At 53.1% G+C, this 22,178-nt stretch carries 20 protein-coding genes; 4 read left to right on the top strand and 16 right to left on the bottom strand.

The genetic code is table 11. The annotated features are described in order from the left end of the window. Positions 1–23: 23 nt before the first annotated feature. From B3007_RS11525 to B3007_RS11595, 15 genes are all read right to left on the bottom strand, one after another. The gene (locus tag B3007_RS11525; RefSeq protein WP_068436191.1) at positions 24–935 is read right to left on the bottom strand and encodes a hypothetical protein; all 912 of its coding nucleotides are present in this window, start codon (positions 933–935) and stop codon (positions 24–26) included. Between the two features lie 37 nt (positions 936–972). Continuing rightward, positions 973–3,321, bottom strand: a complete 2,349-nt coding sequence (locus B3007_RS11530; protein WP_301377444.1) for a phage tail protein — start codon at positions 3,319–3,321, stop codon at positions 973–975. Continuing rightward, positions 3,321–5,582 carry a putative baseplate assembly protein gene (locus B3007_RS11535; protein WP_301377443.1) on the bottom strand — a complete coding sequence of 754 codons (2,262 nt, stop codon included), beginning with the start codon at positions 5,580–5,582 and terminating at the stop codon, positions 3,321–3,323. Before B3007_RS11535 ends, B3007_RS11530 begins: the two co-directional genes overlap by 1 nt. Positions 5,583–5,597: 15 nt before the next feature. Next, positions 5,598–5,993 (bottom strand): GPW/gp25 family protein, encoded by a 396-nt coding sequence (locus B3007_RS11540; RefSeq protein ID WP_068438512.1) that lies wholly within the window; start codon positions 5,991–5,993, stop codon positions 5,598–5,600. After that, positions 5,990–7,699 carry a hypothetical protein gene (locus tag B3007_RS11545; protein WP_301377441.1) on the bottom strand — a complete coding sequence of 570 codons (1,710 nt, stop codon included), beginning with the start codon at positions 7,697–7,699 and terminating at the stop codon, positions 5,990–5,992. The genes B3007_RS11540 and B3007_RS11545 overlap by 4 nt, the downstream gene beginning before the upstream one ends. Positions 7,700–7,712: 13 nt before the next feature. Beyond that, on the bottom strand, positions 7,713–8,351 hold the full coding sequence (locus B3007_RS11550; RefSeq protein ID WP_301377439.1) for a phage baseplate assembly protein V: 639 nt from the start codon (positions 8,349–8,351) through the stop codon (positions 7,713–7,715). Then, complete coding sequence (locus tag B3007_RS11555) at positions 8,348–9,400, bottom strand: phage late control D family protein (RefSeq protein WP_301377437.1); 1,053 nt, start codon at positions 9,398–9,400, stop codon at positions 8,348–8,350. The genes B3007_RS11550 and B3007_RS11555 overlap by 4 nt, the downstream gene beginning before the upstream one ends. A 5-nt stretch (positions 9,401–9,405) precedes the next feature. Continuing rightward, the gene (locus B3007_RS11560) at positions 9,406–9,570 is read right to left on the bottom strand and encodes a hypothetical protein (protein ID WP_301377435.1); all 165 of its coding nucleotides are present in this window, start codon (positions 9,568–9,570) and stop codon (positions 9,406–9,408) included. Positions 9,571–9,602: 32 nt separating this feature from the next. Further along, complete coding sequence (locus B3007_RS11565; RefSeq protein ID WP_301377434.1) at positions 9,603–10,481, bottom strand: hypothetical protein; 879 nt, start codon at positions 10,479–10,481, stop codon at positions 9,603–9,605. Then, complete coding sequence (locus tag B3007_RS11570) at positions 10,478–11,011, bottom strand: phage tail protein (protein ID WP_301377432.1); 534 nt, start codon at positions 11,009–11,011, stop codon at positions 10,478–10,480. Before B3007_RS11570 ends, B3007_RS11565 begins: the two co-directional genes overlap by 4 nt. Next, on the bottom strand, positions 11,004–12,503 hold the full coding sequence (locus tag B3007_RS11575) for a hypothetical protein (RefSeq protein WP_301377430.1): 1,500 nt from the start codon (positions 12,501–12,503) through the stop codon (positions 11,004–11,006). The genes B3007_RS11570 and B3007_RS11575 overlap by 8 nt, the downstream gene beginning before the upstream one ends. Before the next feature lie 7 nt (positions 12,504–12,510). Then, positions 12,511–12,972 carry a phage tail protein gene (locus tag B3007_RS11580; protein WP_068435592.1) on the bottom strand — a complete coding sequence of 154 codons (462 nt, stop codon included), beginning with the start codon at positions 12,970–12,972 and terminating at the stop codon, positions 12,511–12,513. 62 nt (positions 12,973–13,034) lie between these two features. Further along, positions 13,035–15,185: a phage tail sheath subtilisin-like domain-containing protein gene (locus tag B3007_RS11585; protein ID WP_301377428.1), complete on the bottom strand. Its 2,151-nt coding sequence runs from the start codon at positions 15,183–15,185 to the stop codon at positions 13,035–13,037. Positions 15,186–15,206: 21 nt separating this feature from the next. After that, positions 15,207–15,989, bottom strand: coding sequence for a hypothetical protein (locus B3007_RS11590; protein WP_301377426.1), 783 nt, complete (start codon positions 15,987–15,989; stop codon positions 15,207–15,209). Continuing rightward, positions 15,989–16,576, bottom strand: a complete 588-nt coding sequence (locus tag B3007_RS11595; RefSeq protein WP_273088442.1) for a DUF4255 domain-containing protein — start codon at positions 16,574–16,576, stop codon at positions 15,989–15,991. Before B3007_RS11595 ends, B3007_RS11590 begins: the two co-directional genes overlap by 1 nt. Positions 16,577–17,204: 628 nt before the next feature. Here B3007_RS11595 and nadA point away from each other — a divergent pair. Continuing rightward, entirely contained in the window at positions 17,205–18,242 is a 1,038-nt protein-coding gene (nadA, locus tag B3007_RS11600) for a quinolinate synthase NadA (RefSeq protein ID WP_301377423.1), read from the top strand. A gap of 5 nt (positions 18,243–18,247) precedes the next feature. Here the strand turns inward: nadA and B3007_RS11605 are convergent, their stop codons facing one another. After that, a complete protein-coding gene (locus tag B3007_RS11605) occupies positions 18,248–19,696 on the bottom strand; it encodes a M48 family metalloprotease (RefSeq protein ID WP_301377421.1) in 1,449 nt (482 codons plus the stop codon). A 173-nt stretch (positions 19,697–19,869) separates the two neighbouring features. Here B3007_RS11605 and B3007_RS11610 point away from each other — a divergent pair, with 173 nt between their 5' ends. The 3 genes from B3007_RS11610 to dapA all read left to right on the top strand — a co-directional run bounded on the left by B3007_RS11610 (position 19,870) and on the right by dapA (position 22,178). Then, positions 19,870–20,103 (top strand): sulfurtransferase TusA family protein, encoded by a 234-nt coding sequence (locus B3007_RS11610; protein WP_068435582.1) that lies wholly within the window; start codon positions 19,870–19,872, stop codon positions 20,101–20,103. A 1-nt stretch (position 20,104) separates the two neighbouring features. After that, on the top strand, positions 20,105–21,178 hold the full coding sequence (locus B3007_RS11615) for an AI-2E family transporter (RefSeq protein ID WP_068435580.1): 1,074 nt from the start codon (positions 20,105–20,107) through the stop codon (positions 21,176–21,178). Positions 21,179–21,302: 124 nt separating this feature from the next. Then, positions 21,303–22,178, top strand: a complete 876-nt coding sequence (gene dapA, locus B3007_RS11620) for a 4-hydroxy-tetrahydrodipicolinate synthase (RefSeq protein ID WP_068435579.1) — start codon at positions 21,303–21,305, stop codon at positions 22,176–22,178.

Below are 22,178 nucleotides of genomic sequence, written 5' to 3' on the forward strand. Positions count from 1 at the left end.
TCTCCTTGCGCTCTGTGAGTCCGTTAGTTGTTATTCTGTGATTGGCGATTCAGCCAGGCGAGTTGGCTGGGCGTTGTTAAAAACGGACGCACAAGATTATTAATCTGGATTCGCATCGGGTTGATAATCGGGTCTCCGGGTTGGCTGGTTTCAATCCGGATCCGGGCAAGCAACAGTCTTGCGCCAGCATCTAATTCATCAGCGAGGTTCGTTGTGCTGAGTCCACTTCCATCGAGCGCATGAAGCAATCGGGCGTGCATCTTCAGCTGAGCCTCAGCTTCGGGGCTGGTGGCTGTTGCAGCCTGCAGAGTCTGCGTTTCAATACTGCTTAATGGCGGCATGGCATCACTGACGGGTTCGTGACTGGACCACGGGTGATAACGGTCATCCTCGGGTGGTAGTCTTTCGGGGATGAGTTCCAGCTGAACACTGTCGGCAGTACGAGCTGGTTGAACGGCGTCTGTACTCAGATTGAGTTTCCGGGCTAATACCGGCTGGCGGGCAATTGCGCAGTCTTTGTGACGGATGCAGACTTTAAGCCACAATACTTCTGGCCCGCCGTCATAGCCTTCGAGCAGGTGCGCTTCCGATTGAGCTTCAACCCATTGTTTCAGATCTATGCAGTAAGCTTCGTGCAGCATGACTTCGCGGCCAAGCCCATCGATGGCGACACCGGGGCTTACATGCAGACGCACACTGACGTCGTCGTTGGCATCCGGGTGAGTCTCTGGCGTCATAGTGACGTTCAGACCTGCAAGGGTACCGAAGCCCTGTAGCCAGTACTGGTGACGTGTCAGCCTACGGCGATGATAGGCCTGCTCGTCACGGGTTGCTTCAAGCCCAAGCATCATGCCTGCTTCGTAAGACACCCGACGCAGGGGCTCAGCCAGTTGGTCGTCCTGTTCTAGCGTCGGTAGATCATCCATCTCAGACATAAGGCCTCCTTTTAACTCTGCCTTTAATTTTGTGTTATCAACTCAGGCGTTGATTGATGTCGCTGGGTGAAAATGCCAATGGGTTCATCAGCAGATCGGTACGACCAATATGGGTTTTATTAATCTTCACTTGCTCATAACCCGGGCGTTGCTCAAGCCAGGTATCGATACTGAGAAGAGGTGATGTCCCTAAAATAAAGGGTTGTTCTGTTTCGATAATTCGCCATTGAAGGTGCGCGGGTAGTTGCGCTTCCAGCATGGATTCAATTTCCTGACGTTGCTTACGGGCATCGCCGTGCAACAGGATGCTTACTCTGTGCGCGTATTTCTCGAAGAACTCAGTCACGGCCTGACGCTCATCTTCTGTTGCTATTTCTGGTGCGAACAGCGCAAGGAATTCTTTGGCGCCCATTTCAGAAAGAATCAGGCTGTCACCCACAATGCTGTTCCCACTGATTCCGGTACCAAGCGTAAGCGGGTGATCTGAATCATCCATGTGTACCCCGAGAATGGTGGCCATGGTTCTGCGCAGGCGGAAATTCTCAGTCACGACCACGCTACCATTCTGAACGCCGCCATCTGTGACGATATCCAGCGCAAGATTCAATGCGGGCAGGGTGCCTTTGCGCTGTTGTATCAGGGTTGCGTTTTCCAACCAGCGGCGACGGCGTCGCTCTGGCCAGTGAGACGGAATTGCCTCTCCTACACTCTGTGCCAGCCAGTTCAGATTTCCGGTAGGCGCCGCCATCGGGTGAAGGAGCTGGTCTGCTGCCGCGACCCGGCCCTCCAGGGGGGTGAGAATACTCTCGAAGCTCGCCAGCAGACGCTCCCTGACATCGGCACCGTTAGCAGGGCCGATTGAATTTTCGGGCGTCGGGCTTTCTTCCTGACGAAACAGCTCGGGGAGGTACGCTTCCTGATAAGAAAACCGCGGAGAATAAACGCGGATGGCATGAATCTCTGGGGTCCTCCGGCCACTGCCAGTCAGATGCAACTGCAGCTGCAGATAGCGTCCTTCGAGGTTTCTGACCCGCCCCTCCGGGCGTTGCAGGAGAACTTCGAACAGTCCGCGTCGATCTTTTTCATAACCAGATAATGCCTTCTGAAAAGGATGCTCTGAAGGCAGAGGGTTCCATACTGGAACAGGCTGCATATGAATATCAGCCTGGCTACGGGCGTCCTCATCATCGAATACCCGTGCACCAATTTCTACACTGCAGCCAGCAGGGATACAGGCATCAATATATACCCTGTGCCAGACAGTACCGGGCGTGCCCGAGTCCAGAACTTCCCGGAGCAATGCTGAGGCGCTGTCTTCATAGCGTGGCTGGCGCAGTACATGCAATTCACGCGGTCTTGGTGAGAACCCCGGATAATCGTCATCTTCGGGCGCTTGATAGCGAAGCTGACCGTCTGCGCTACTGGCAAAACGAGGAACCGCGAGGTTGACCATGGGGTAGCGTTCGTAAATCAGCCGGGCAGACCCTGGCCCATCATCACCGGATGCCTCAAGGCGAACGACCGGACAGTCCCGCTGAACGAAGCCAGGATCATCACTTTGTCTCGGAGCCAGTAAAGCGAGGCGACCCTGGCCAGCCAGACCAATATCAATAGCAAACGGACAATCCCCGTCGACAGAGTAGGTATGCAAAGGAGAGGCTGGGTTATCGGTCAACGAACGAGCAAGTATTTGCTGGCTCCCAGCGCCGTTGTGCACTAACACGTAAAGGTATTGCTCGTCGCAGCATAAGCCTAATGGCGACCAGCCTACCGGTAGCTGCTGTTGCCAGTGGCACGTCAGTGGTGCAGGGTTAATTACTTCGGGTTCGAAGCGCGACGAATCAGGCGCGTAGGGTGCGGGCAAAGGTTGCCCATCGCAGAACATCAGACTGGTCGCAGACACCACCCATATACGTTCTTCGTTATCTACCTGGCTTCGTACGGGTTCTTCGGGCAGAGTGCAGCTAGTTAACCAACGCTTGCCCAGATGAAATACAGTCAGTCCATGCAGTTCATTTTTATCTGTGTAAGGCAGCGCCATGCGACCGCTGGAATTCAGCGTCATATCGGTAAACTGGCAGCCCTCGGGACATGAGAAACTTGTTCCCGTGTCGTGATCCAGTGTCTCCCAACCGCGTCCTCCGTTGCAGATCACAGTATCGCCGTCGTTGTTGAGCAGCGCGACCTGATAGTGCTGATCAACTGCCATGGGTGCAGCGTTCTGCCATTGCGTCAGAGCATCTGCCTGAGTATCCGGAAGCCGCAACGATTGTTTCTGCCGTAGCATTAACGCCTGTTGACCCGGGTGCCACTCCATTCTGCTGGAGCCTTGCCGCAGTTCATCTTCGGTACGGAGTAAAAAGTAGGGAGTATTGTTCGCGTCCATCAGCACACATCCGGAACAACAGGTATCGCAATTTCGTAGTCGCCCTGATCATCGCCAGTAAGACCGTCGCGAATTCCTTGAGGGAATGGCGGTAACAGATGGTTGGCATTACTGCCGTGTCCATTCGGCGAGCCCGGTGATCCGTCACCAGCAGAACCACTGGCGCCCACGTAAATACCAGCAAGTTCAGGAAGTTGGAAATCATCGAGCATCAGGCTCTCATTTGCCGTTAGTCTGCGCCAAGCTGGTTTTCCTTCGTCATTAGTGCCCTGCGCAAATAATGAAATTGCATTAACCGACAAAACGCCGGGAATACGTGCTGCCTGAGTCATTAATTCATTCGCGCGGACTGTCGCGCCGACAGGCCAGCCGGTACCTTTACTTCCACCCGGAGCGAGAGGCGACAGATATTGAGTGACGGTTTCGGCTACTGCATTTAATGTTTCGCGTTCGGTGGATGGGTCCCGGACTGTGACCAGAATACTGACCGCCATAGGTACAAATTGCGGGCTGAGTACGTACAGCTCGGTGCCCACCATGCAGCGGTTAATCAGATAATTAAAAACGTCTTTCAACAGTCCTCTGGTAGGGCGAGGCCAGTTATTAATGCTGACCTCTGTCGGCGGCAGTACAAATATACTGATGGCTCCGGGAACGTCGCGTTGCGCTGCGGCGAGCGTTGCGCCGGGTAAAAAGCCTTCTTTTACTTCGGCACGGGCAACCGGGCTGACTGGGTTGTTCAGGCAGAGCGCCTGAAAGTCGGTCGCGGTAACAGCGCGGTTGCGGTGAGTGAGGAACTGGGGGATACGGCTCTCGGCCTGAGCGAGTGACTCGGCATCGCGACCGCCGCTCAATGGCCACTCGTGACGCACCCGTAAACGGGAGCTGCCATCAACGATCTCTTTAATTTTCCCCGCAGGGAGATTACCTGATTCTCCTCCTCCCGAACGATAGGATGCGACGCGTACGCGAGCACCTTTGGGGGGGCGGAAACCAGAATCCAGACCATCGCCAAAATAGACAAGACCCGATGCTGCATCGAGGCGATAAACCCGGGCATCCTCACCTTGACCTGACGTGAAATCCATACCACGCCAGGTCGACCAGACACCATTTTCTTCGACCTGAAGCTCCAGAGATGCAGCATCAATATCTGTATCTGGAAGTTGAAGCACCTGCTCAGGCAATCCTGTGCCTGTGCCGATCAGTAGATCATTACGTTGCCCCTGAGCGACGACATCGACCGCATTAATGGTGAGGTAAGCAAGCTTCAGGTCGGGTTCATCAGGAGAGCGAAGGCGGACCCAGAAGGCCACTCGCTCTGCGGCCTCATCGTCCTCAGGAGCCGGGGGCAAACTGCTCGTACCGTTAAACATCGGGTCTGCATTAGCAAAACCACTGAATAAATCCGGATTCGCCGGTAACCTGAGTGTAACAACACCGGTTTTACGCCCGCCCATGGAGGAGTCACGGATAACATCCAGAGGGAGAAAACGGGTTTTTCCGTCTGGCGTTTCAGACATCAGCTCCCAGACCAGATGACGCGGATACAGGGTACTTTCACTGTCGACGATAAAGTCTTCTTCCTGAAGCGAATCTGCAGGGGCTATTCCAACATTAAGCCGCAGTCCTGAAAAAGACGAGCGCAGTGCGGTCATCTGATCTGATAAGGGTTTCGGTGCAATACAAGCCAGGTAGAAACTCTTATCCAGTGTATTACCAATACTCAGGGTTTCCTGCCCCAGCGAAAACTGGCGGGCGCGAAACGGTTTAGGCATCTCGCCTGCACGTAATCCGTACTGCTCGTGCAGGTCCTGGAGTGTCATTCCCATGGCTTCGAGGTCGCCGGGGCTGAGCAATTCTTTAATCAATACACTCAGACTCAGGCAGGTAGGCTGCACCTCGTTGGACGTCGATAACGTGACTTTCCCCGCACGTAGCTGACTCCCCGCCGGAAGATAATCCTGTAACGTCAGACTGTTAGGGCTGGCATCAATCGCTACAAAGCCAGTCGCAGGTACCGCCGGGCGAACAGGAATCTGGAGGAGGTTTAAAAAGACTTTGCGCTGGCGTTCAGGAATAAGGTTGGCGCGATAGATAATGGTTTCGGTAAGCCAGGCAAACAGATCAATAAACGCATGTACCGGATCTCCCGGTGCAATTTGGGTAAGCTCCGGCAAGTGACCGGCAAGGCGTGTTCTGGCCTCAGCAACCAGATCATCAAAGCGGCGATCGTCCAGATTTGGAACAGGTAATGGCATAGCCGTAAATCCTCCTTACACGCCCAGGTTCAGGCGTAACCCCAGCGACGCTGGGGTCTGGTTATGTCGTAGACGGTAACGAATATTGATGTGCACTTCGGCCAGGTTGTCTTTTGCTGTCGTGACATCGACGCCGTCTACCTGTACGCGTGTCTCCCACACGGACAGTGATTTTTTTACGACGCCAGCAATCAGGTTGCGGGTCGTTTCATTGTTAGGCTGATGAATAAACTTGAGCAGCCCAGCGCCAAACTCCGGACGTTGAATACGTTCGCCGGGGCGGGTTAGTAGAATATTGAGCATATTCTCGCGAATACTGTTGTCGTCTTCCGACCAGCTCAGGCTGCCATCACTGTTAATTGAACCCAGAGGCCAGCTGATTACTTTAGGTACCGGTGTACGCAGCGTCATCCATCAGATCCTTTTGGCATTTTCGGGAAGGGCAGGCAGACTTTTACCCACGGCATCCAGAAGAAAATAATATTTAGCAGCGACACCATGATCATTAACAGGATCATGGCTACGATGGTGATAACAGGCAGGCTGAAAGAGCATATCCATTGAATGCCTGCTCCGAGATCAAAATTGCCACTGACTGTGTCTTCGCTGATGCCTTTTTTGAATTTAAGCGAGTTGACCAGAGAGAAGGTGTCTCCCGGTGTCAGGATGCTTGCGCCTTTGGCCAGACCACGTTTTAAATCGCGCATTGAGGGCATTGGAATCAATGAAGGGCGACTCGCCTCCGGGTCAAACGTGGCAGCGACACGGAAGGTCGTTGACTGAGAGTTCTGGTCAGCCCAGGTAATCTGCTCGTGCCGCTCGTCATTGACGGATCTGACGAAGGGAATAATCCGGAATAAATCGTCAGGTCCCTGAGCAAATTTCGGCAGTGGAATTTCGAGTGAGGTTGCCAGAGTCAGATCACGCAGGCGTTGACCGAGTGAAGAACGCATTGATTCCGCCTGACTCTCGGTAAATGCCAATGAATCGCTAAGGCTTCCCTGGCCGTTATGAAGTGGCAATTTAGGAATATTGCCAAGGCGATTCATGCCACCCACTGCATCAGCCATATCGCTGACCTGAGCGGCCCAGCGTACCAGGGGATTATTTTCTTTATCGGCAAAGCACAGGCGCAGGTAGTCAATCAGGCTGGTGGTGCGGTAAACGGGAATAAACTCTGCGTGAGAGAAGTCGAATGGGTTATGAATACCTGTGCGCATTTTCTGCATTTTCGGTAGGTAAATCGGAATACGTCTCCAGGCATCAGGATCATAGAAATAGATTTGATCACACAGGGTTTCGAGTTGTTGGTTATCCGCTCTGTCTTCCTCTCCGAGGTGATAGCGATGGATCAACTGCATTAAGAGTTCTGCAAAGGCCGCGGTTGGCCGACCACGGTCAAGGTGAATGCGGTCCTGTTCAGGATTCCATGTCTGGTTCGCCCCATTTGAATAGCCAAATGGCCAGGGCAGATTTGCAACAGCAAGGTTATTAATTTCCTGAACATCACTGGTATCAAACTGAACGTTTCTTTCGTAATAGAAGCCACCCAGCGGTACATATCCAAAGAGCAGGGTGCGGCACTTTCCCTTGCTGTCTTTGACTTTAACAGGATGAAGTGGGTGTACTTCTTCACCACTGAACACAGGTGATGAAGTCCGTTTTTGCAGTAGGCCGTTAGGGCATAGCCGGCGGTTGATATCCGGGTCAGCTATGGGGCGTTGGCGGCTTTGCCATCCCACGGCTTCCCCTTCTTCTATGATCCAGGCCTGCTGTCCCGTTGGTTTTTCTTTGCGGATTACAAAGCCCGCCGAGCTGATTTTCTGTGGGTCCAGTGCTGGCATTCCTGGTCGGTGACAGACAACCTCGCAGCAGACAATATGAAAGGCACGGTGGGTCGGTAGTCTGAGCACGGGGTGTCTATCGTGGTGACTGTGGCGTTCTTCCTCTAACCAGCGGCCGAACTGAACGGCATTAAACCGCTGTTGCTGAATATCCTGCTGAAAACGATTAATAAAATCAGGGTCAAGGTAGCGTAATAATGTCGCTTGCTGGCCATCCTCGAAGAAGGCGGGCTGGAGTTTTACATCGTGCAGAGAGTGTCGTTTATTCATCATTATCTATGCCCCTTTACCAGATATTTCCGGCACCCGGCGTGTAGGTCGTCCCTACTACGGAGGTGGCAATGATGGTGTCGCACTGCACGACGCCACTGAATTTAGACATACCAGCGTCGACCTGAACCATGGACGCACTGACGTTTACGGTAGCGGCGTTGATATTCACCGGCCCTGAGCTGTCGATATCGATACTCGATGTGCTCAACGTTACGGTTTGTGTGCCTCTTTCGATACGAATTTCGCCACCACTGCTTTCATCAATGGTGATGTTGTATCCTGAGCGAGTTGTCAGGGATGCTTTAGGCTCTTCATCGCTGAATTCAAATACCGTTCCTGATGGTGTTTTAACTGCGTATTTTTCTTCGACGGGAGTGGCTTCTTCGGGCTGACTTTCTGCGCCTTGCCAGACACTCCCGAGCACCATGGGCACGTCGTGGCTGATGAAACTGACGACCACGATTTCATCGAGACGCGGTAAGAAGCTGGTACCGTAATCCTGACCTGCTGAAGGCACGACAACACTGGCCCAGAGTTCGAGCGAGCTGGCCTGCATTCTGACTTTGACGCGCCCGCGTCTGTCCGGGTCCTGGTTATCAATGACCTGTGCTATCTGTAATGCCTGTAATTGTCCGGTGGAGTGCGTATTCATTGCGTACTCCAGTCGGCTTTATTTACTTTCAGATGTGTTTCAAATCCAGAACGTCTATCAAACCTGTGCGTGCAGTGAATAACCTGATATTTACCAAGCAGCCTTGAGGACACACCGCTCAGCTCGATCTCGCGGCCTGAGGTCAGTTCTGGAATGCCCTGACATGCAATATCACCGGATATAAACCGCTTTGCCTGACGTTGAAAATGAGCTTTAGCGTAAGCTTCTGCTTCGGCCTGAGACCGGGCAAATGGGTGAGGCAGAATCTCTTCGCCATCCCAGGATAATTGGTTGAGGCTTTCAGCAGCCGAGGTCTCGCCCGGGGCTGGTGTCATACTGTCGCCGTCGAAATTTACTTCCTCAGCCGTGGCGAGGTTGTAACCCTGAGTACGCGATTGAGTAATCTGATGATTAAGGTCGGCCAGCAGGCGCAGTTGTAAAATATTGTCCTGAACATCTAACGCAACAGGCGAGTTGTCTTCCGCTTCAGGCCGGGCCCGCAAACTTGATCCGTCCAGGCGCGGAGAGATATCGAAGCGCTGACAGAGTCGCAGGACAAAGGCGAGATCACTCTCATTGATCTGATGCCAGGTATCGGTAATAGCAGATACCTGAATATCACTTTGTAGGCCGGCGTCACTGGCAATGGTTTGAAGTATGTCGTCAGGAGACTGATCTTCCCAAGCCTGGCTGCGGCGATGACGAGCGAGGTGATGGAGTTTATCCTGCAGTAATAGCGTCAGTTGAGGAGCACCCTGGCCATATTCCTCTTCAACTGCGGTAATTTCGCCACTGAAAATGAGTTCGGGCTCGGGCTGGCCGATATGAATTTCAATCGCTGCTCCGGGCAGGATATCGCTGAACAGAAAGTCCGGTTCCTGGGCGTCTTTGCTGAGTCCCCAGTTGTTCACCTGTAATTCCGCATGTGCACATCCGCTAAGACCCAGATTAACCACCATGCTGCCAATTGCATCGCTCAGGTCTTCACGGTTTTCTCCGTCGACGTTGATCGCCGGAGCACTGCTGTAAAATGCCTCAGGAATCCCCATTGCTATTAATCCACCTGCAAGCGTTCTTGGCGCTGTTGTTGTTTTTCAAGCAGGCGCAGCATGTCCTGCGCGACAGGAGGCACAGTTTGCTGGGATGATGGTCGTTCTGCTGCCGCCTGAACAGGGGTTGCAGGAACATCCGCGATAACTTCATCAATGATGACGGGCATGGTTCTCCCTTCCTTTGAATATCGACGTGAATTTATTCAAAGCCAACTCCGTTATCCGTTTTAATTCGTGATTTAACAGAGGTGGAAATCTTTGCTTCTACGTTAACAGTGACGGCAGCTTTCAGTGCTGCTGACAGCCCGGCTCGTGGCTTACAATCTGGCGTAGGCGTCGCTAATACAGGTACACCGGGCATACGTGGATTTTCGATGCCGTTGTACTCTGCGGTATCACGCCAATTGTTTTTGCCTTCACTCGGGCCCGGAACAGGCTCTGTTTCCTGCTCTTTAGCTTTCGGTTTTGCCGGGGGCTGATTGTTGTCTGGATCTTCCGGGGTATCAGGTTTCGCTCCTGACTCATCATCCGTATCTTTTCCGCGGGGTGACAGTTGCGGCATGGCTGGTTTTGTAGGGTCTGAAAAGTCGCTTGTCTGGCGGAACTGAAAGCGATCTTCTTTCAGTTTCAGTGCCAGCTTGGCTCTTAGCGGGGTACCGCCCGGTGAAAAGTAATCCAGCGTTTCATCGTAGCTTTCGATCATGCCAATAAATTCGAACGCGCCCCATTGAAACAGGCATCGTTTAGGGGCCTTCAGGTCGCTGCCTGATTTTTCAGGTTGGATAAATTGTGTTGCTATTTCACCCGTCAGGTTACGAACGTCGGAGCCCTGCTCGTAGTTCGCATCTTCTTCTTTCCGTGTGGTGTCAAAAATCAGCTCAAGGCTCAGACTGGATGAACTTTTCTCGACGAACTGAGCAGCGCTGCTGCTGCCGCTTTGTTCACTCGCTTTCAATGTGTTGGACAGATTTATTTTCAGAGTCACCGGATTGAACTGCACATCAATGGCGTTCTCCATATCCGGTTCATCATTTTTTCCCGTTACCGGGATTAACTTACCGCGCTCAGGTACCGTCATGGCAGAGCCCCCTGAGTGTCAGAGTTCGCTGCGGAAGATTGATCATCCGCCTGCTTAGTCCGTTCGAGCTCCAGTCCTTCGTGAACCAACTGTACTTCTTCAATCGCGACCTGGCTTGCGGTTGAGTTCAGGTCGGGCCCTTTAAACTTGGTTGCCATCACTCCGGTGAGCTTCCACGTCATAACCGGATTGTCTTGACCGTCCTGGGTTTGGTGCCCGAGAACAATAATTTCACCGCTGAGGCGATACCCGTAATTTGCACCGCGTGTGGTTGCATCAAACCAGCTCCATAAATCATTGACGCTGGTAACTCCGCGTTTGAGTGTCATGGGCGCAAATTTGGTCTGGCCTGAGCGGTGAACTTCGCCCCAGTTGCGGCCACCTTCCTGAAACGTTTTGGGTTCCATAGTCAGCTCAAAACCGCTGACTTCGCTGAACTTCCCGGAGCACAATAATGTGTTCTGCTCTGAGTCATACAGATTGACTTTAAACCGGAAAGGCACAAATACATCGGCAAGAGGGTTAGGCACTTTGCACCTCCGTCTGCCAGTCGGTACCCATGTTTGTGAACGTCAGTCGAATGCGGTCAATAGGAAGTGCCGGCGCAATTTCTATCTCCAGAAGCAGGGTACTTTCACCTGCAGGAATCTGACGCAAGCTAAAGGCGTGTTCTGAGCGTTCTCCACGCAAAGCACCCCTTTGCCAAAGCTGTCGCAAAAAATGCTCGATCAGGAGTTTCGGCCGCGGGTCGTTAACATCGGAATTAAAAACGAGTTGCTCACCAAATTGGCGTAACTGACGGCGTAGATATCCCATTAAACGCATCAATTCTGCGGAGCGATATCCATCAAATCTTTCCAGGCTGGCTGCGTGTCGATAATCATCGGCAGGCAGGGCAGGTACGCAAAGCCGTTCATCGTCCAGTTCGACCCGGTTGTTACGTAATTCAAGAATCGAAATCCCCGGTGTTTCCCTGAGGCTGACGACACCGGCCCGTTTCATGCGGGGGTAGGGTAGGTTTTTAGACACCATGGGCTGCCCGGCAATAGATCGCCATGGACCTGCCGATCTGGCTGTCGCCGCCTGTTTACCAGATACAACACCAACCGGTGAGAGTAGAGCTCTCCCCTGACCACGAAGGTAGGGGTAAAAAAACTGTACCTGCCGCAGATGATGCGCAGCATCGGACAGCTGCATGTTGGTCAGTAATTCAAGAGCCTCCGGATCGGCATCCGGGCTGTCAATTTCATTAGCGTAGGCGAGAGGCAGTGTCAGCAGGCACTGAATATCCGGGCGATAGCGGGTAAGCCAGTGTAATATTTCGCGCAAAACCCGCTGAAATTCTATCGGTTCGGGAAGATCATCCAGCGCCATTTCTGAGGTATTCCGCCGTTCGCGATGATCGTCGTCGAGTGACTGAGAGCAGGGTAAAAATGCTGGCTCTGGATTATCCAGACGGACACGAGGAACGTCGGGCAGCCGCGCCGGAATCTGTAGTCGCTCAAGATCGGGCAGACAGATAGAACCCACAGAGGGCACTGCAAGCAGAGTCGCAATGCCACGTAGTGTGCTGGTGTCGGTCAGATCCGTACTTTCAGCTGCGAAAAAGCCTTGTTGTGATTCTTCTTCAGGTATTACTACTATCCATAGTCGATGACCTCCATTAGCAAAGAAATCTTCGACACAGGGAGCCAGCCAAGCGAGGTTTCCTGCCAGTGAGCTTCGATACTGTGCGGGCGCGCTGACTGCATCCGGAAAAATATCGTGAAACTCAGACGCTGAATGCAGAGGGAGCGGTAAATGATACAGGGAAGCACTGGCCGGATTGCTGAGGATCTGATCAATGACCTCCCCGAATCCTGCCTGACGAATAGCTGCAAGAGCATCTTTCAGCGCGAGTAACCGCTCAGGGCGTACACGCCCCGGGCAGTGTCCGAGCATAGCGACTTCCAGCGGCAGCGCAGAGTCGTTCTGCGGCCTGGGGGTCAGCTGAATCCGTCGTGCCAGTAAATCCTGCATCATTGAAGACTTATTCCTGCTCGATATGCTCAACAGACAGAACAAGTTCTTCCATCGCAACATCACTTCCGCCCTTGGCGGTTAATGTTGGGCCTGTCCATTTAATCGGCATGGCGCCGCGCAGTTTCCAGGTGACAACTGCCGCAGAGCTGGTTGGGTCTTCGTTTTTTAATTTGATCGTAACGTCGCGCTTGGACATCACGTTACCGCCACGAACTTCTTCCAGCCATTCGTAGATATTGCCAGCGCCGATGACTCCACGTTTCAGAGTGACGTCCCCGGTTTTGTGCAATGCGGGCACTTTGTTGACGTAATTAACGGCTGAATTACCGTTGCGGTATTCGGCGACCGTGACTTCGGCGTTCAGACCAGAAACTTCTGAGAAGCCTCCAGCGACCTCACCTTCGGTGCCGTCGTCCAGGTTGACCAGATAGTTAAAAACGCCGTAAGGGGTTTCGCGAAACTGTGCCATGATTTGATTCCTTCTTTAGTCCCAGCGGCTTCAGCAGAAGCCGCTGTCGGGATGAATATTGTTTAGCTATCGGCGGTTTTCTGACCGATGCGGAAAATCACAAACTCTGCTGGTTTCAGAGCGGCGACACCGACCTCACAAACCAGGCGACCGTTGTCGAGATCGTTCTGAGTCATGGTGCTCCGGTCACAACGCACGAAGTAGGCTGTTTTCGCAGTGCCCAGCAGGCGGCCGTTTGCCCATTCGTTGTAAAGGAAGTTTTCGATGGTAATCCGGACGTTGTCCCACAGGCGTTCGCCGTTAGGCTCGAAGACGACCCACTGAGTGGATTTCTCGATAGAACGTTCGAGGTACAGGAAGTAGCGACGTACATTGACGTACTTCCACTCAGGGTCACTCGACAGCGTGCGGCCGCCCCAGACACGATGACCACGACCAGCGAAAGAACGCAGGCAGTTCACACCGGCTGGGTTAAGCAGCTCCTGCTGGAACTGGTTGATTTCCTGAGTGAAGCCCAGTGCACCAATCACAGGTTCATTGGCTGGTGCTTTGTGCACACCGCGTTGAACATCTGTGTTGGCATAAACGCCGGCGATAAAGCCTGCAGGTGGGAGATTCACCGTAGGCTGAGTGCCACGAGGGTCAGCGGCAACGACCCATGGGTAGTACAGTGCAAGGCGGCTGTCGTCGAAATTGGAGCGGAATTCGCGCACCTCAGAAAGTGACATCCCTTCACGGCTGTCGACAATACCGACGCGGTACCGCATCTTGCGGCAGTGTTTTTGCATTTCGGCGACAATCGCCTGGTGATTTGTTTCATCGGCAGCGGCCGCCGGGCACATCACGATTGAAATGTCTTCGATATCTTCAAACGCAGCAAAGCCCGTGCTGCCGTTCACTTCGTCAGATTCACCACCGTAATTCACTGCAACCGGAGTGCTGCCATCATCGCCACCGGACAGAGTGATCAGGTAGCGTGGGCCTTCAACGGACATCGGCCCTGGGTTCATTGCCCCTGAGTCGAACATGTTATAAAGCGCAGCAATGATCTGATCACCGGTGACACTGTTTGCCAGTGTGCAGCTGACGGGGCTGGTAAGCTCGTCGTAGCGCTTCGCAGGTGATGCACTCATGACATTACTCAGGCTGTTCTCAGCGTCCGGTGCAGAGGAGATGTCGGCGTAGGTGTAAATAACCGCGCCGTCGGCACCGCCATTGCGAACGTTAATGTTAAACGAACGCTGAACCATCATGGCGCGAACACTGCCGGGGGCTGCTGCCAGTGCGCTCAGGTAAAGTTTGATTGGGGCTCCTACGACGGCCGGATTGCGCGAAGAGTCTTCGATTATGAACTCGGTTCCTGCGGCGTTCAGCGTGCCATAGAGGGTCGTCAACGTCCCCCAATCGCCTTCATGAAATCCATTCAGTCCTGCGATCTCACTCAGCGAGAGCACAGCCTCGGTCCCGTCAGCAAGCGCACCGCTGGATGGTCTGCGAGCGGTGACTTTGGTGAAGGTAACGCTGGTTGAGCCATCGTTCACCAGTCCTGCAGCTTCGAGACCATAATCGCCAACTTCAATATCCGTTACATCTACGCTGTCGCCATTCGTATCGGTAATCACTGCGAGGTCGTCGACAATTTCATACTGGCTACCGGCTTTACGAACGAGTCCGCGGAAATCAAATGGGTGGGCTCTTGCGGAGGTGTCTGCGGTGGTTGCTGTGTTGGTCAGGCCTGTCGCTTCAAGGAACACCACCTCACCGTCAGCGGGGGCGCTGGTGATCACAGAGAGCAGAAGGTTTTCACTGTCGCGCCAGTCCAGTTCCAGAGTCAGGTTACCCATGGCGCCGGGGAACCGGCTGGCAAAGGTGACATGGTTGTTGGTGTCGGTCGCTGAGGCGAATCCCGACGAGGGTGTGCTGAAATTAGCAACCCGGGAAACAAACAGTTGTTTACCGCCGCCATCGAAGAAAGCTTTGGCTGATAGAGCCGTATGGTTCAGTACCGTTGAGCCAGAAAAACTCAGGTCCTGAACATCGCCGTAAATGCGGGTGAATTCAGCGAAGCTGGTAACAACCTCAGGCTTACCCCGCAGCGGACCGGTACGGGTCGGGCCTGCTATGGCGGCGACACTTGTGCCCACGCCTTCGATTGATTTGGAGCGAAAGCTCACTTCCTCTACAAACACACCCGGGGCTAAGTATTCAGGCATGGTCTTCTCCTTTCAGACGGGTCATACAGGTTTCAGGGCAAGAAAACTCCTGCCATCAGACCGCAGGGTTAAAATGTCACCGGGTACTACTGAGAATCCGATGGTTTGGGAAAAACTGGTGCTGTTCAGCTCGCCAACATCAAGCGGGCTGAAGGTGTCGGGGTCAGCGGGAACTTCACTGTCAGTGTCGAGCCTGCCGACTACTTCGAGGGTAGCGCTGTAATCACTCACGCCTTCCGGTAATGGTGGAAGACGAAGGAAGGGCAGTAACAAGTCGCCATGTTGATCTGTCTGTCCCCGGTAGGTTTGTGATCCCAGCCCGGGGATGGTGACGGTTACTGTCACAATTGCCCAGGGAAGCGCTGAATCGTCTGCGTCGCGTGCGAGCGTCATACGAAGTCCGCCCGCAGAGTTAAAACGTACGGAAACCGGCGAGGGATAGAGCACAATCGCATGCCCGGTCGGAGGGGCATCGCCAACGATCAGAGAGAAGGTGCGCGGCAGAAACTGGCCCTTGGGGTCGTGTACTACACCGGCAAATGTGTATGTGCCTGAGGTAGCAAAACCCTTCTCGCTTCCGGTTGGTTTACCTGCGACAAATGAATCAACTGAATGTCGCCATAGGACAGTCTTTCCAGCGCCCTCACGAATATGAAGGTCGGAAGGCTTTTCAGTAATTTCGGTGCGGATCTGACCGTTGACTCTGCGCATGTCAGACACGCTTTCAGCAGAGCTGCCATCGAGCCAGAATATCTGGTCACTTCCGTGCAGAATGGTGGATTCGAGTACATTCACCGAACGCATCAGACCGTTCCTCCCGATATAACCCGCGTAATCAACGGGCTGCCTTCCGTGCGCTGCGGCTGCAATCTCAAGCGAACGGTTTTTGCAACGTACGCCATAGTGGAGGTGTAAGGGGATTCAAAAACATCCCAGATTCTCATCAGGTCTTCGGTCGATGTATCTTCGGGAATGATGGTAAGAATTTCTGACTCTCCCCACTCTGAATCCGCCGTTTGCAGGTGAGAGATATCAAGCTGAGTCTGGTTGGCAAGTTCCACCATCGCCCAGCTCATCAGGTCTGCTTCAATGGCGGCGCTGTTCGCATTGGCGATGAGCAGGAAATGCAGATTCAATGGCAGCTCGGCACTGGCATCGGATGTATCAGTGCCCTTCGGTGCAAAGTACCGGCTGCGACCGTGATCATCGATGGTCATTCTGTGCAGATAAATACCCAGCAGGTTGCCGGTCAGCCGGTTAGCAATATCAGCACTACCGAGTACTTCGACTTTGGCATTTGTAGGGCCATCGCTAAGCTCACTGGGCAGACGGCTTTTAAAAAACGCCTCCAGTGCGGTCAGAACGCCTTGTACTCCCTTGTACGATGCCATGCAGTCTCCTTTGCTGCGTTACCGACCAGTTCAGAAGGTCTGCCTCTATGGTCGGGCAAAGATAGAAACACGGTAAAAAATAAGGGGTCAAGGGCTATTTGGACTATGGCGACATTGCCTTGAAGGCGCAATATGACTAGTTGTTTTGATGTCTGAATAACCTGAGTAATTGTTTATCAAAACACACTCTTCAGGATTGATTGCCGGTCAGTGTTCTCGGTTAGGAACGTTTTCCCTAGAACAATCAGACGCTTGCCATTAAAGAAATATTCTTTTGGGGTGGCAGTCTTCTCAGACTTAAGGAACCTGTGATTTATTCTTTATGCTTGATTCTTGTTTGTTTATTGATCAAAGAATGAGACGGTGTGCGTCATTCATTTGTCGTGAGGGGACGGGAATTTTTTCATTCTGGCGCTCCAGGTCTAGATGTTTTTTCATAATGGGCCAGAGACCGAACGGCTCTTATCGCATGCGATGGTAGTTGCGCTATCTATCCATTCTTTATCAGAAGTGGTTGAAATTTCACCAATTGCACCTATTTAAGGAGAGTGTGGTAAAATTTCGCGCTTATTTTTTCTCTGCGCTTTGTGATCTGAGCGCTTTACCGTGATGAACTGATTCGATAGCCATGACTCTGACCCCGGAAAATGTAGTTCGTGAATACTGGGCCCGCAGCCAGGAACCCCGCAGTGACGCAGAAAAGGCGGCGCTGATAGAAGAAATCCGTGCACTCCTTAAACAGGAAGATGCGGCGATTGTGGCTCATTATTACACCGACCCTGAAATTCAGGCATTAGCCGATGCTACCGGAGGCTGTGTTTCAGATTCTCTGGAAATGGCTCGTTTCGGTCATGATCACCCAGCCAGTACTCTATTGGTTGCCGGCGTTCGCTTTATGGGTGAGACAGCGAAAATTCTGAGCCCGGAAAAGCGCATCCTGATGCCGACACTGGAGGCAACCTGTTCACTGGACCTTGGTTGTCCGGCAGAAGAGTTTTCTGCTTTCTGTGATCAGCATCCTGATCGTACCGTCGTTGTTTATGCCAATACCTCGGCCGCTGTGAAGGCGCGTGCAGACTGGGTGATCACTTCAAGTATTGCTTTAGATGTCGTCCAGTATCTCCATGATCAGGGCGAAAAACTGATATGGGCGCCTGATAAGCACCTGGGGTCATATATTCAGAAGCAGACTGGTGCAGACATGATCCTTTGGGACAGTGCGTGTATCGTTCATGACGAATTCCGTTCTAAAGGTGTTCAGGACCTTAAAAATGTACACCCGGATGCTGCAGTGCTGGTGCATCCTGAGTCACCGGATGCGGTGGTCGCTCTTGCCGATGTCGTCGGCTCCACGAGTCAGTTGATTGCTGCAGCACGTGACCTGCCAAATGACACTCTTATTGTCGCTACCGACAAAGCCATCTTCTATAAGATGCAACAGGAAGCACCGGGCAAGTTGCTGATTGAGGCGCCGACGGCGGGGAATGGTGCGACTTGCCGAAGCTGTGCTCATTGCCCGTGGATGGGGATGAACCAGCTGGAAAATATCCGGGACGTTCTTAAAAATAGCGATCAGGAAATTCTGGTCGATGAAGGCATCCGCCGTAAAGCAGTGCGGAGCCTGGACCGCATGCTCAACTTCCGCAAGCCTGTCAGCGCCGCCTGACGGCTTCAGCCTCGTGGTGGACGCAACAGGGCGTCTACCGCTTTTAACCTCTCTTTTAACGCCAGTTCCCGCTGCAGGTCGTTGGCTTTTTCTGCCTGTCTGATGGCATTTCGGAGTTGCTGGGCGGCGTCCTGATTTCTTCCTGTTGTGAAGTAGTATTCGGCGAGCGCTCGGGAGGCGAGGATCAAATCGCCTTGCTTGCTCGCATTCTGACTGAGTGCCTCCCAGAAGGCGGGGACATCAGGGTAGGCTTCAGTCAGCTTCCGCAAGACTCGGGTTGCCTCGCTGTAGTTACCGCTTTCTGCAAGCAAGTCAGCGTAAGCACTTTCAAGAGGAAGGCTGTTGGGATGAAGCTTTCTGAGCGATTCCAGTGCCGCCCGGGCGCGCGCCGGCTCACCTGCGGAGGCCGTGATACGCTGATCTAACACCTTCACCAGAAGATGACTCTGATCTGCCAGAGCCAGTTGCTCCGCAGCTTCCGCGTACTGGCGTTGATCATGATGCAAGACGGCAATCATGTAGTTGAGTGCGTCCGCTTCTGTACCACTGGCGTCTTTGAGACGTTCTTTCAGCTCGGTCATGGCACCATCGCCAAGTTGATATCGGGTTTCTGCGCTGAGTTTCAGTATACGGAAGCGGAAGCTGGCCGATGGACTGACGCTGCGGAAGGCGCCAGCCCGGCCTGCGGCATCCGCGACCCGGGTTGCTGTCAGTGGGTGGGTCTGAAGAAATTCGGGGGCTTCTCCACGATACCTGGCAGCATCGAGCATATTCTGAAACATGGCGGGCATCGCTTCAGGAGAGAAGCCAGAGCTGACCAGCGTCGACATGCCAAGCCGGTCTGCCTCACGTTCAAACTCTCGGGTATAGGCCAGCTGATCCTGAACTGCGGCAGCCTGCGAGGTCATAATTCCAGCAATGCCTGCTTCGCCATTGCTGGTTGCGATCAGGATCAGACTGGCCAGCAGTGTCGCCAGTGTTACAGGGTCTCGCTTTCGGGCGGCTTCGACCTGGCGCGCGAAATGTCGTTGACTGAGGTGAGCAAGTTCGTGAGCGAGTACAGAAGCGATTTGATCTTCATTGTCAGCGTACAGGAGTAGGCCATAATTAATACCGACGATACCACCGGGTACCGCAAACGCATTGAGTTGAGGGCTGTCGACCGTGACAAGGTGCAGGTCACTGATTTGTATGTCAGAGTCGGGAACAAGCTGATAAATAAGATCGTGGAACCACTCGAGAAGAACCGGGTCATCCAGCGTCGGTGCCTGGGATCTCAGGTTTCTGAGCCAGCTCTGACCCAGGGCCTTTTCTTCCTGCAGGGAGATCAGCCCAGAGGTAGCATCGCCGAGAGACGGCAGTTGCTGAGCATCCTGTGCTGATACATGTTGCACCGGGCTATAGGTGGCGCAGAGGGTTACGCCCAAAGCAGATAGCCAATTCCTGATGTTCAATGCCCATTCCTGTCTGTTGTCACTGGTTATGTCGCCTGATATTGCCTAGTTAGCACCGCAGTCTTATCGTGAAGCGATAAATTTTTCGACTGATTTCAGCGTCTTAGGTTCATTGTCGCGGTTGTTTCCGTATAATCTGAGCATGACAAACCCTGATACAAGTGTCTAACCCCATGACGCCTGACTCGACTCTCGACGCGAGCGGACTTCAGTGTCCCATGCCTCTTCTTAAAACTAAGCTAGCCCTGCGTGATCTGTCACCCGGACAAGTACTTGAGGTGATGGCAACAGATGCAGGTAGCCTGGTCGATATTCCGCGTTACCTTGAGAAGAGCCCTCATACTTTGCTGAGTCAGAGTGAGGCGGACGCCGATCGTTACATTTTTCTGATTTCCTGCGGAGTATGACATGTTAAAGGTCGTAAAAGGGTGGATAGATCGTTACTTTTCAGATGAAGAGGCATTAGGGCTTCTCTTTATTCTGATCACCCTGATGCTCGTCATCATGTTGCTCGGCAACGTGTTGGCCCCCTTCCTGACAGCGCTTGTGATTGCCTACCTGCTGCAAGGGACGATGAATTATTGTAAGGCGCGTGGTCTCAGTCACCTTACCGCGACCATCGCCGTATTTCTGTTGTTCATGGCTGTGATGCTTACGCTGCTTTTGATTATTCTGCCCGCGACATGGAACCAGCTGATTCAGTTTATATCTGAAGTGCCGCGGATGGCTTCGAAAGGGCAGGAACTGCTTCTTTTGCTGCCTGAACGTTATCCAGAGCTGGTATCCGTTGAGCAGGTAAAAGAATGGACGAAACAAGTGGGAGATGAAGTCGCATCGCTAGGACAGCTGGCGGTTAGCTTCTCTCTGACAGGTATCACAGGTTTGATGGCGGTATTAATCTATTGCGTACTGGTGCCGATTCTCGTGTTCTTCCTGTTGAAAGACTCGACGCAGATTCTCACATGGATTACCGGCTTTCTGCCTGCGAAGCGCAGCCTGCTTAAAAATGTCTGGTCCGAAATGGACGAGCAGATAGCTAATTACATCCGTGGTAAAGCACTTGAGATCGTGATTGTCGGCGGTGTCACTTACATTGCGTTTGTTATCCTGGGCCTCAATTACGCCGCTCTATTGGCGATAGCCGTTGGCTTCTCAGTGCTCGTGCCATATATAGGTGCTGCGGTGGTGACCATACCCATTGCGCTTGTCGCTTATTTTCAATGGGGGTTAGGTGATGAGTTCACCTGGGTACTGGTTGTGTACGCCATTATCCAGGCCCTGGACGGAAACGTTCTGGTCCCATTACTGTTCTCTGAGGTTGTAAACCTTCATCCAGTTGCAATCATTGTTGCGGTGCTGGTCTTTGGTGGATTATGGGGCTTCTGGGGCGTATTCTTCGCTATTCCGCTGGCGACACTGTTTAAGGCGGTATTGCGTGCATGGCCGGTTGCTCTGTCAGCTGGTACAGAAGAGGCACAGTGAGTGTGATAAATTGGCTGGCTCTGACCCCCGGGCTGACTTGTCAGACATACCGGGCACCTTTAGACTTGCGCCCCTTATCACCACGTAATGCCTCGTATAACAATAAATCAGGAGATAGGTAACTATGATTACCGGTAGTATCGTTGCTCTTGTTACTCCAATGAATGCTGATGGCTCAGTAGATTGGGAGAACCTTGATCGATTAGTTGATTTTCACGTCAAGGAAGGGACGGACGCCATCGTCGCGGTCGGTACGACTGGTGAGTCGGCGACTCTTGAAACGGACGAACACGTTGCGGTTATCGAGCGCGTAGTAAAAACAGCAGCAGGGCGTCGTCCGGTGATTGCAGGTACCGGTGCGAACAATACCTCGGAGGCGATTGAGTTGACTCAGGAAGCGAAGCGCGTTGGCGCAGATGCTTGCCTGTTGGTGACACCTTATTACAACAAGCCACCACAGCGCGGTTTGATTAAGCACCACGAAGCCGTGGCGGCGGCGGTTGATATCCCGCAGTGGTTGTATAATGTGCCGGGCCGTACCGGTATTGATATGCTGCCAGAGACGATTGCTGAGCTTGCCAAAGTGCCGCAGATTACGGCGGTGAAAGAAGCCACCGGCGACATGGATCGTGCGCGCCAGCTGATCGATCTGGTGGGTGACCAGTTAGCCGTTTACTCGGGCGATGACGCAACCGCTTACGAGCTGATACTGCTTGGTGGTAAAGGCAACATCTCTGTGACCGCCAATGTTGCGCCCGCAATGATGCACGAACTCTGTATGCTGGCCCTCGATGGTAAAGCAGACGAAGCTCGTGAACTGAATGAGCGTATGATGCACCTGCACAACGCCATGTTCGTAGAAGCGAACCCAATCCCTGTTAAATGGGCTGTTGAGCGCATGGGGCTGAGTGGCTCAGGTATTCGCCTGCCACTGGTAACCCTTGATGAACGCCTGCAGCCAAAAGTAGAGCTGGCTCTGAAAGACGCTGGCATCATCTGA

It is taken from the genome of Thalassolituus sp. UBA675 (assembly GCF_002297765.1).
Classification (GTDB): Bacteria; Pseudomonadota; Gammaproteobacteria; order Pseudomonadales; family Oceanobacteraceae; genus Thalassolituus.

Coding starts and splice junctions, on each gene's coding strand:
- B3007_RS11545 (WP_301377441.1), bottom strand. CDS start 7,699: ATGATGAATAAACGACACTCTCTGCACGATGTAAAACTCCAGCCCGCC.
- dapA (WP_068435579.1), top strand. CDS start 21,303: ATGATTACCGGTAGTATCGTTGCTCTTGTTACTCCAATGAATGCTGAT.
- B3007_RS11590 (WP_301377426.1), bottom strand. CDS start 15,989: ATGCGTTCGGTGAATGTACTCGAATCCACCATTCTGCACGGAAGTGAC.
- B3007_RS11550 (WP_301377439.1), bottom strand. CDS start 8,351: ATGAATACGCACTCCACCGGACAATTACAGGCATTACAGATAGCACAG.
- B3007_RS11535 (WP_301377443.1), bottom strand. CDS start 5,582: ATGCCATTACCTGTTCCAAATCTGGACGATCGCCGCTTTGATGATCTG.
- B3007_RS11560 (WP_301377435.1), bottom strand. CDS start 9,570: ATGCCCGTCATCATTGATGAAGTTATCGCGGATGTTCCTGCAACCCCT.
- B3007_RS11585 (WP_301377428.1), bottom strand. CDS start 15,185: ATGCCTGAATACTTAGCCCCGGGTGTGTTTGTAGAGGAAGTGAGCTTT.
- B3007_RS11525 (WP_068436191.1), bottom strand. CDS start 935: ATGTCTGAGATGGATGATCTACCGACGCTAGAACAGGACGACCAACTG.
- nadA (WP_301377423.1), top strand. CDS start 17,205: ATGACTCTGACCCCGGAAAATGTAGTTCGTGAATACTGGGCCCGCAGC.
- B3007_RS11580 (WP_068435592.1), bottom strand. CDS start 12,972: ATGGCACAGTTTCGCGAAACCCCTTACGGCGTTTTTAACTATCTGGTC.
- B3007_RS11540 (WP_068438512.1), bottom strand. CDS start 5,993: ATGACGCTGCGTACACCGGTACCTAAAGTAATCAGCTGGCCTCTGGGT.
- B3007_RS11615 (WP_068435580.1), top strand. CDS start 20,105: ATGTTAAAGGTCGTAAAAGGGTGGATAGATCGTTACTTTTCAGATGAA.
- B3007_RS11565 (WP_301377434.1), bottom strand. CDS start 10,481: ATGACGGTACCTGAGCGCGGTAAGTTAATCCCGGTAACGGGAAAAAAT.
- B3007_RS11555 (WP_301377437.1), bottom strand. CDS start 9,400: ATGGGGATTCCTGAGGCATTTTACAGCAGTGCTCCGGCGATCAACGTC.
- B3007_RS11575 (WP_301377430.1), bottom strand. CDS start 12,503: ATGATGCAGGATTTACTGGCACGACGGATTCAGCTGACCCCCAGGCCG.
- B3007_RS11610 (WP_068435582.1), top strand. CDS start 19,870: ATGACGCCTGACTCGACTCTCGACGCGAGCGGACTTCAGTGTCCCATG.
- B3007_RS11530 (WP_301377444.1), bottom strand. CDS start 3,321: ATGGACGCGAACAATACTCCCTACTTTTTACTCCGTACCGAAGATGAA.
- B3007_RS11595 (WP_273088442.1), bottom strand. CDS start 16,576: ATGGCATCGTACAAGGGAGTACAAGGCGTTCTGACCGCACTGGAGGCG.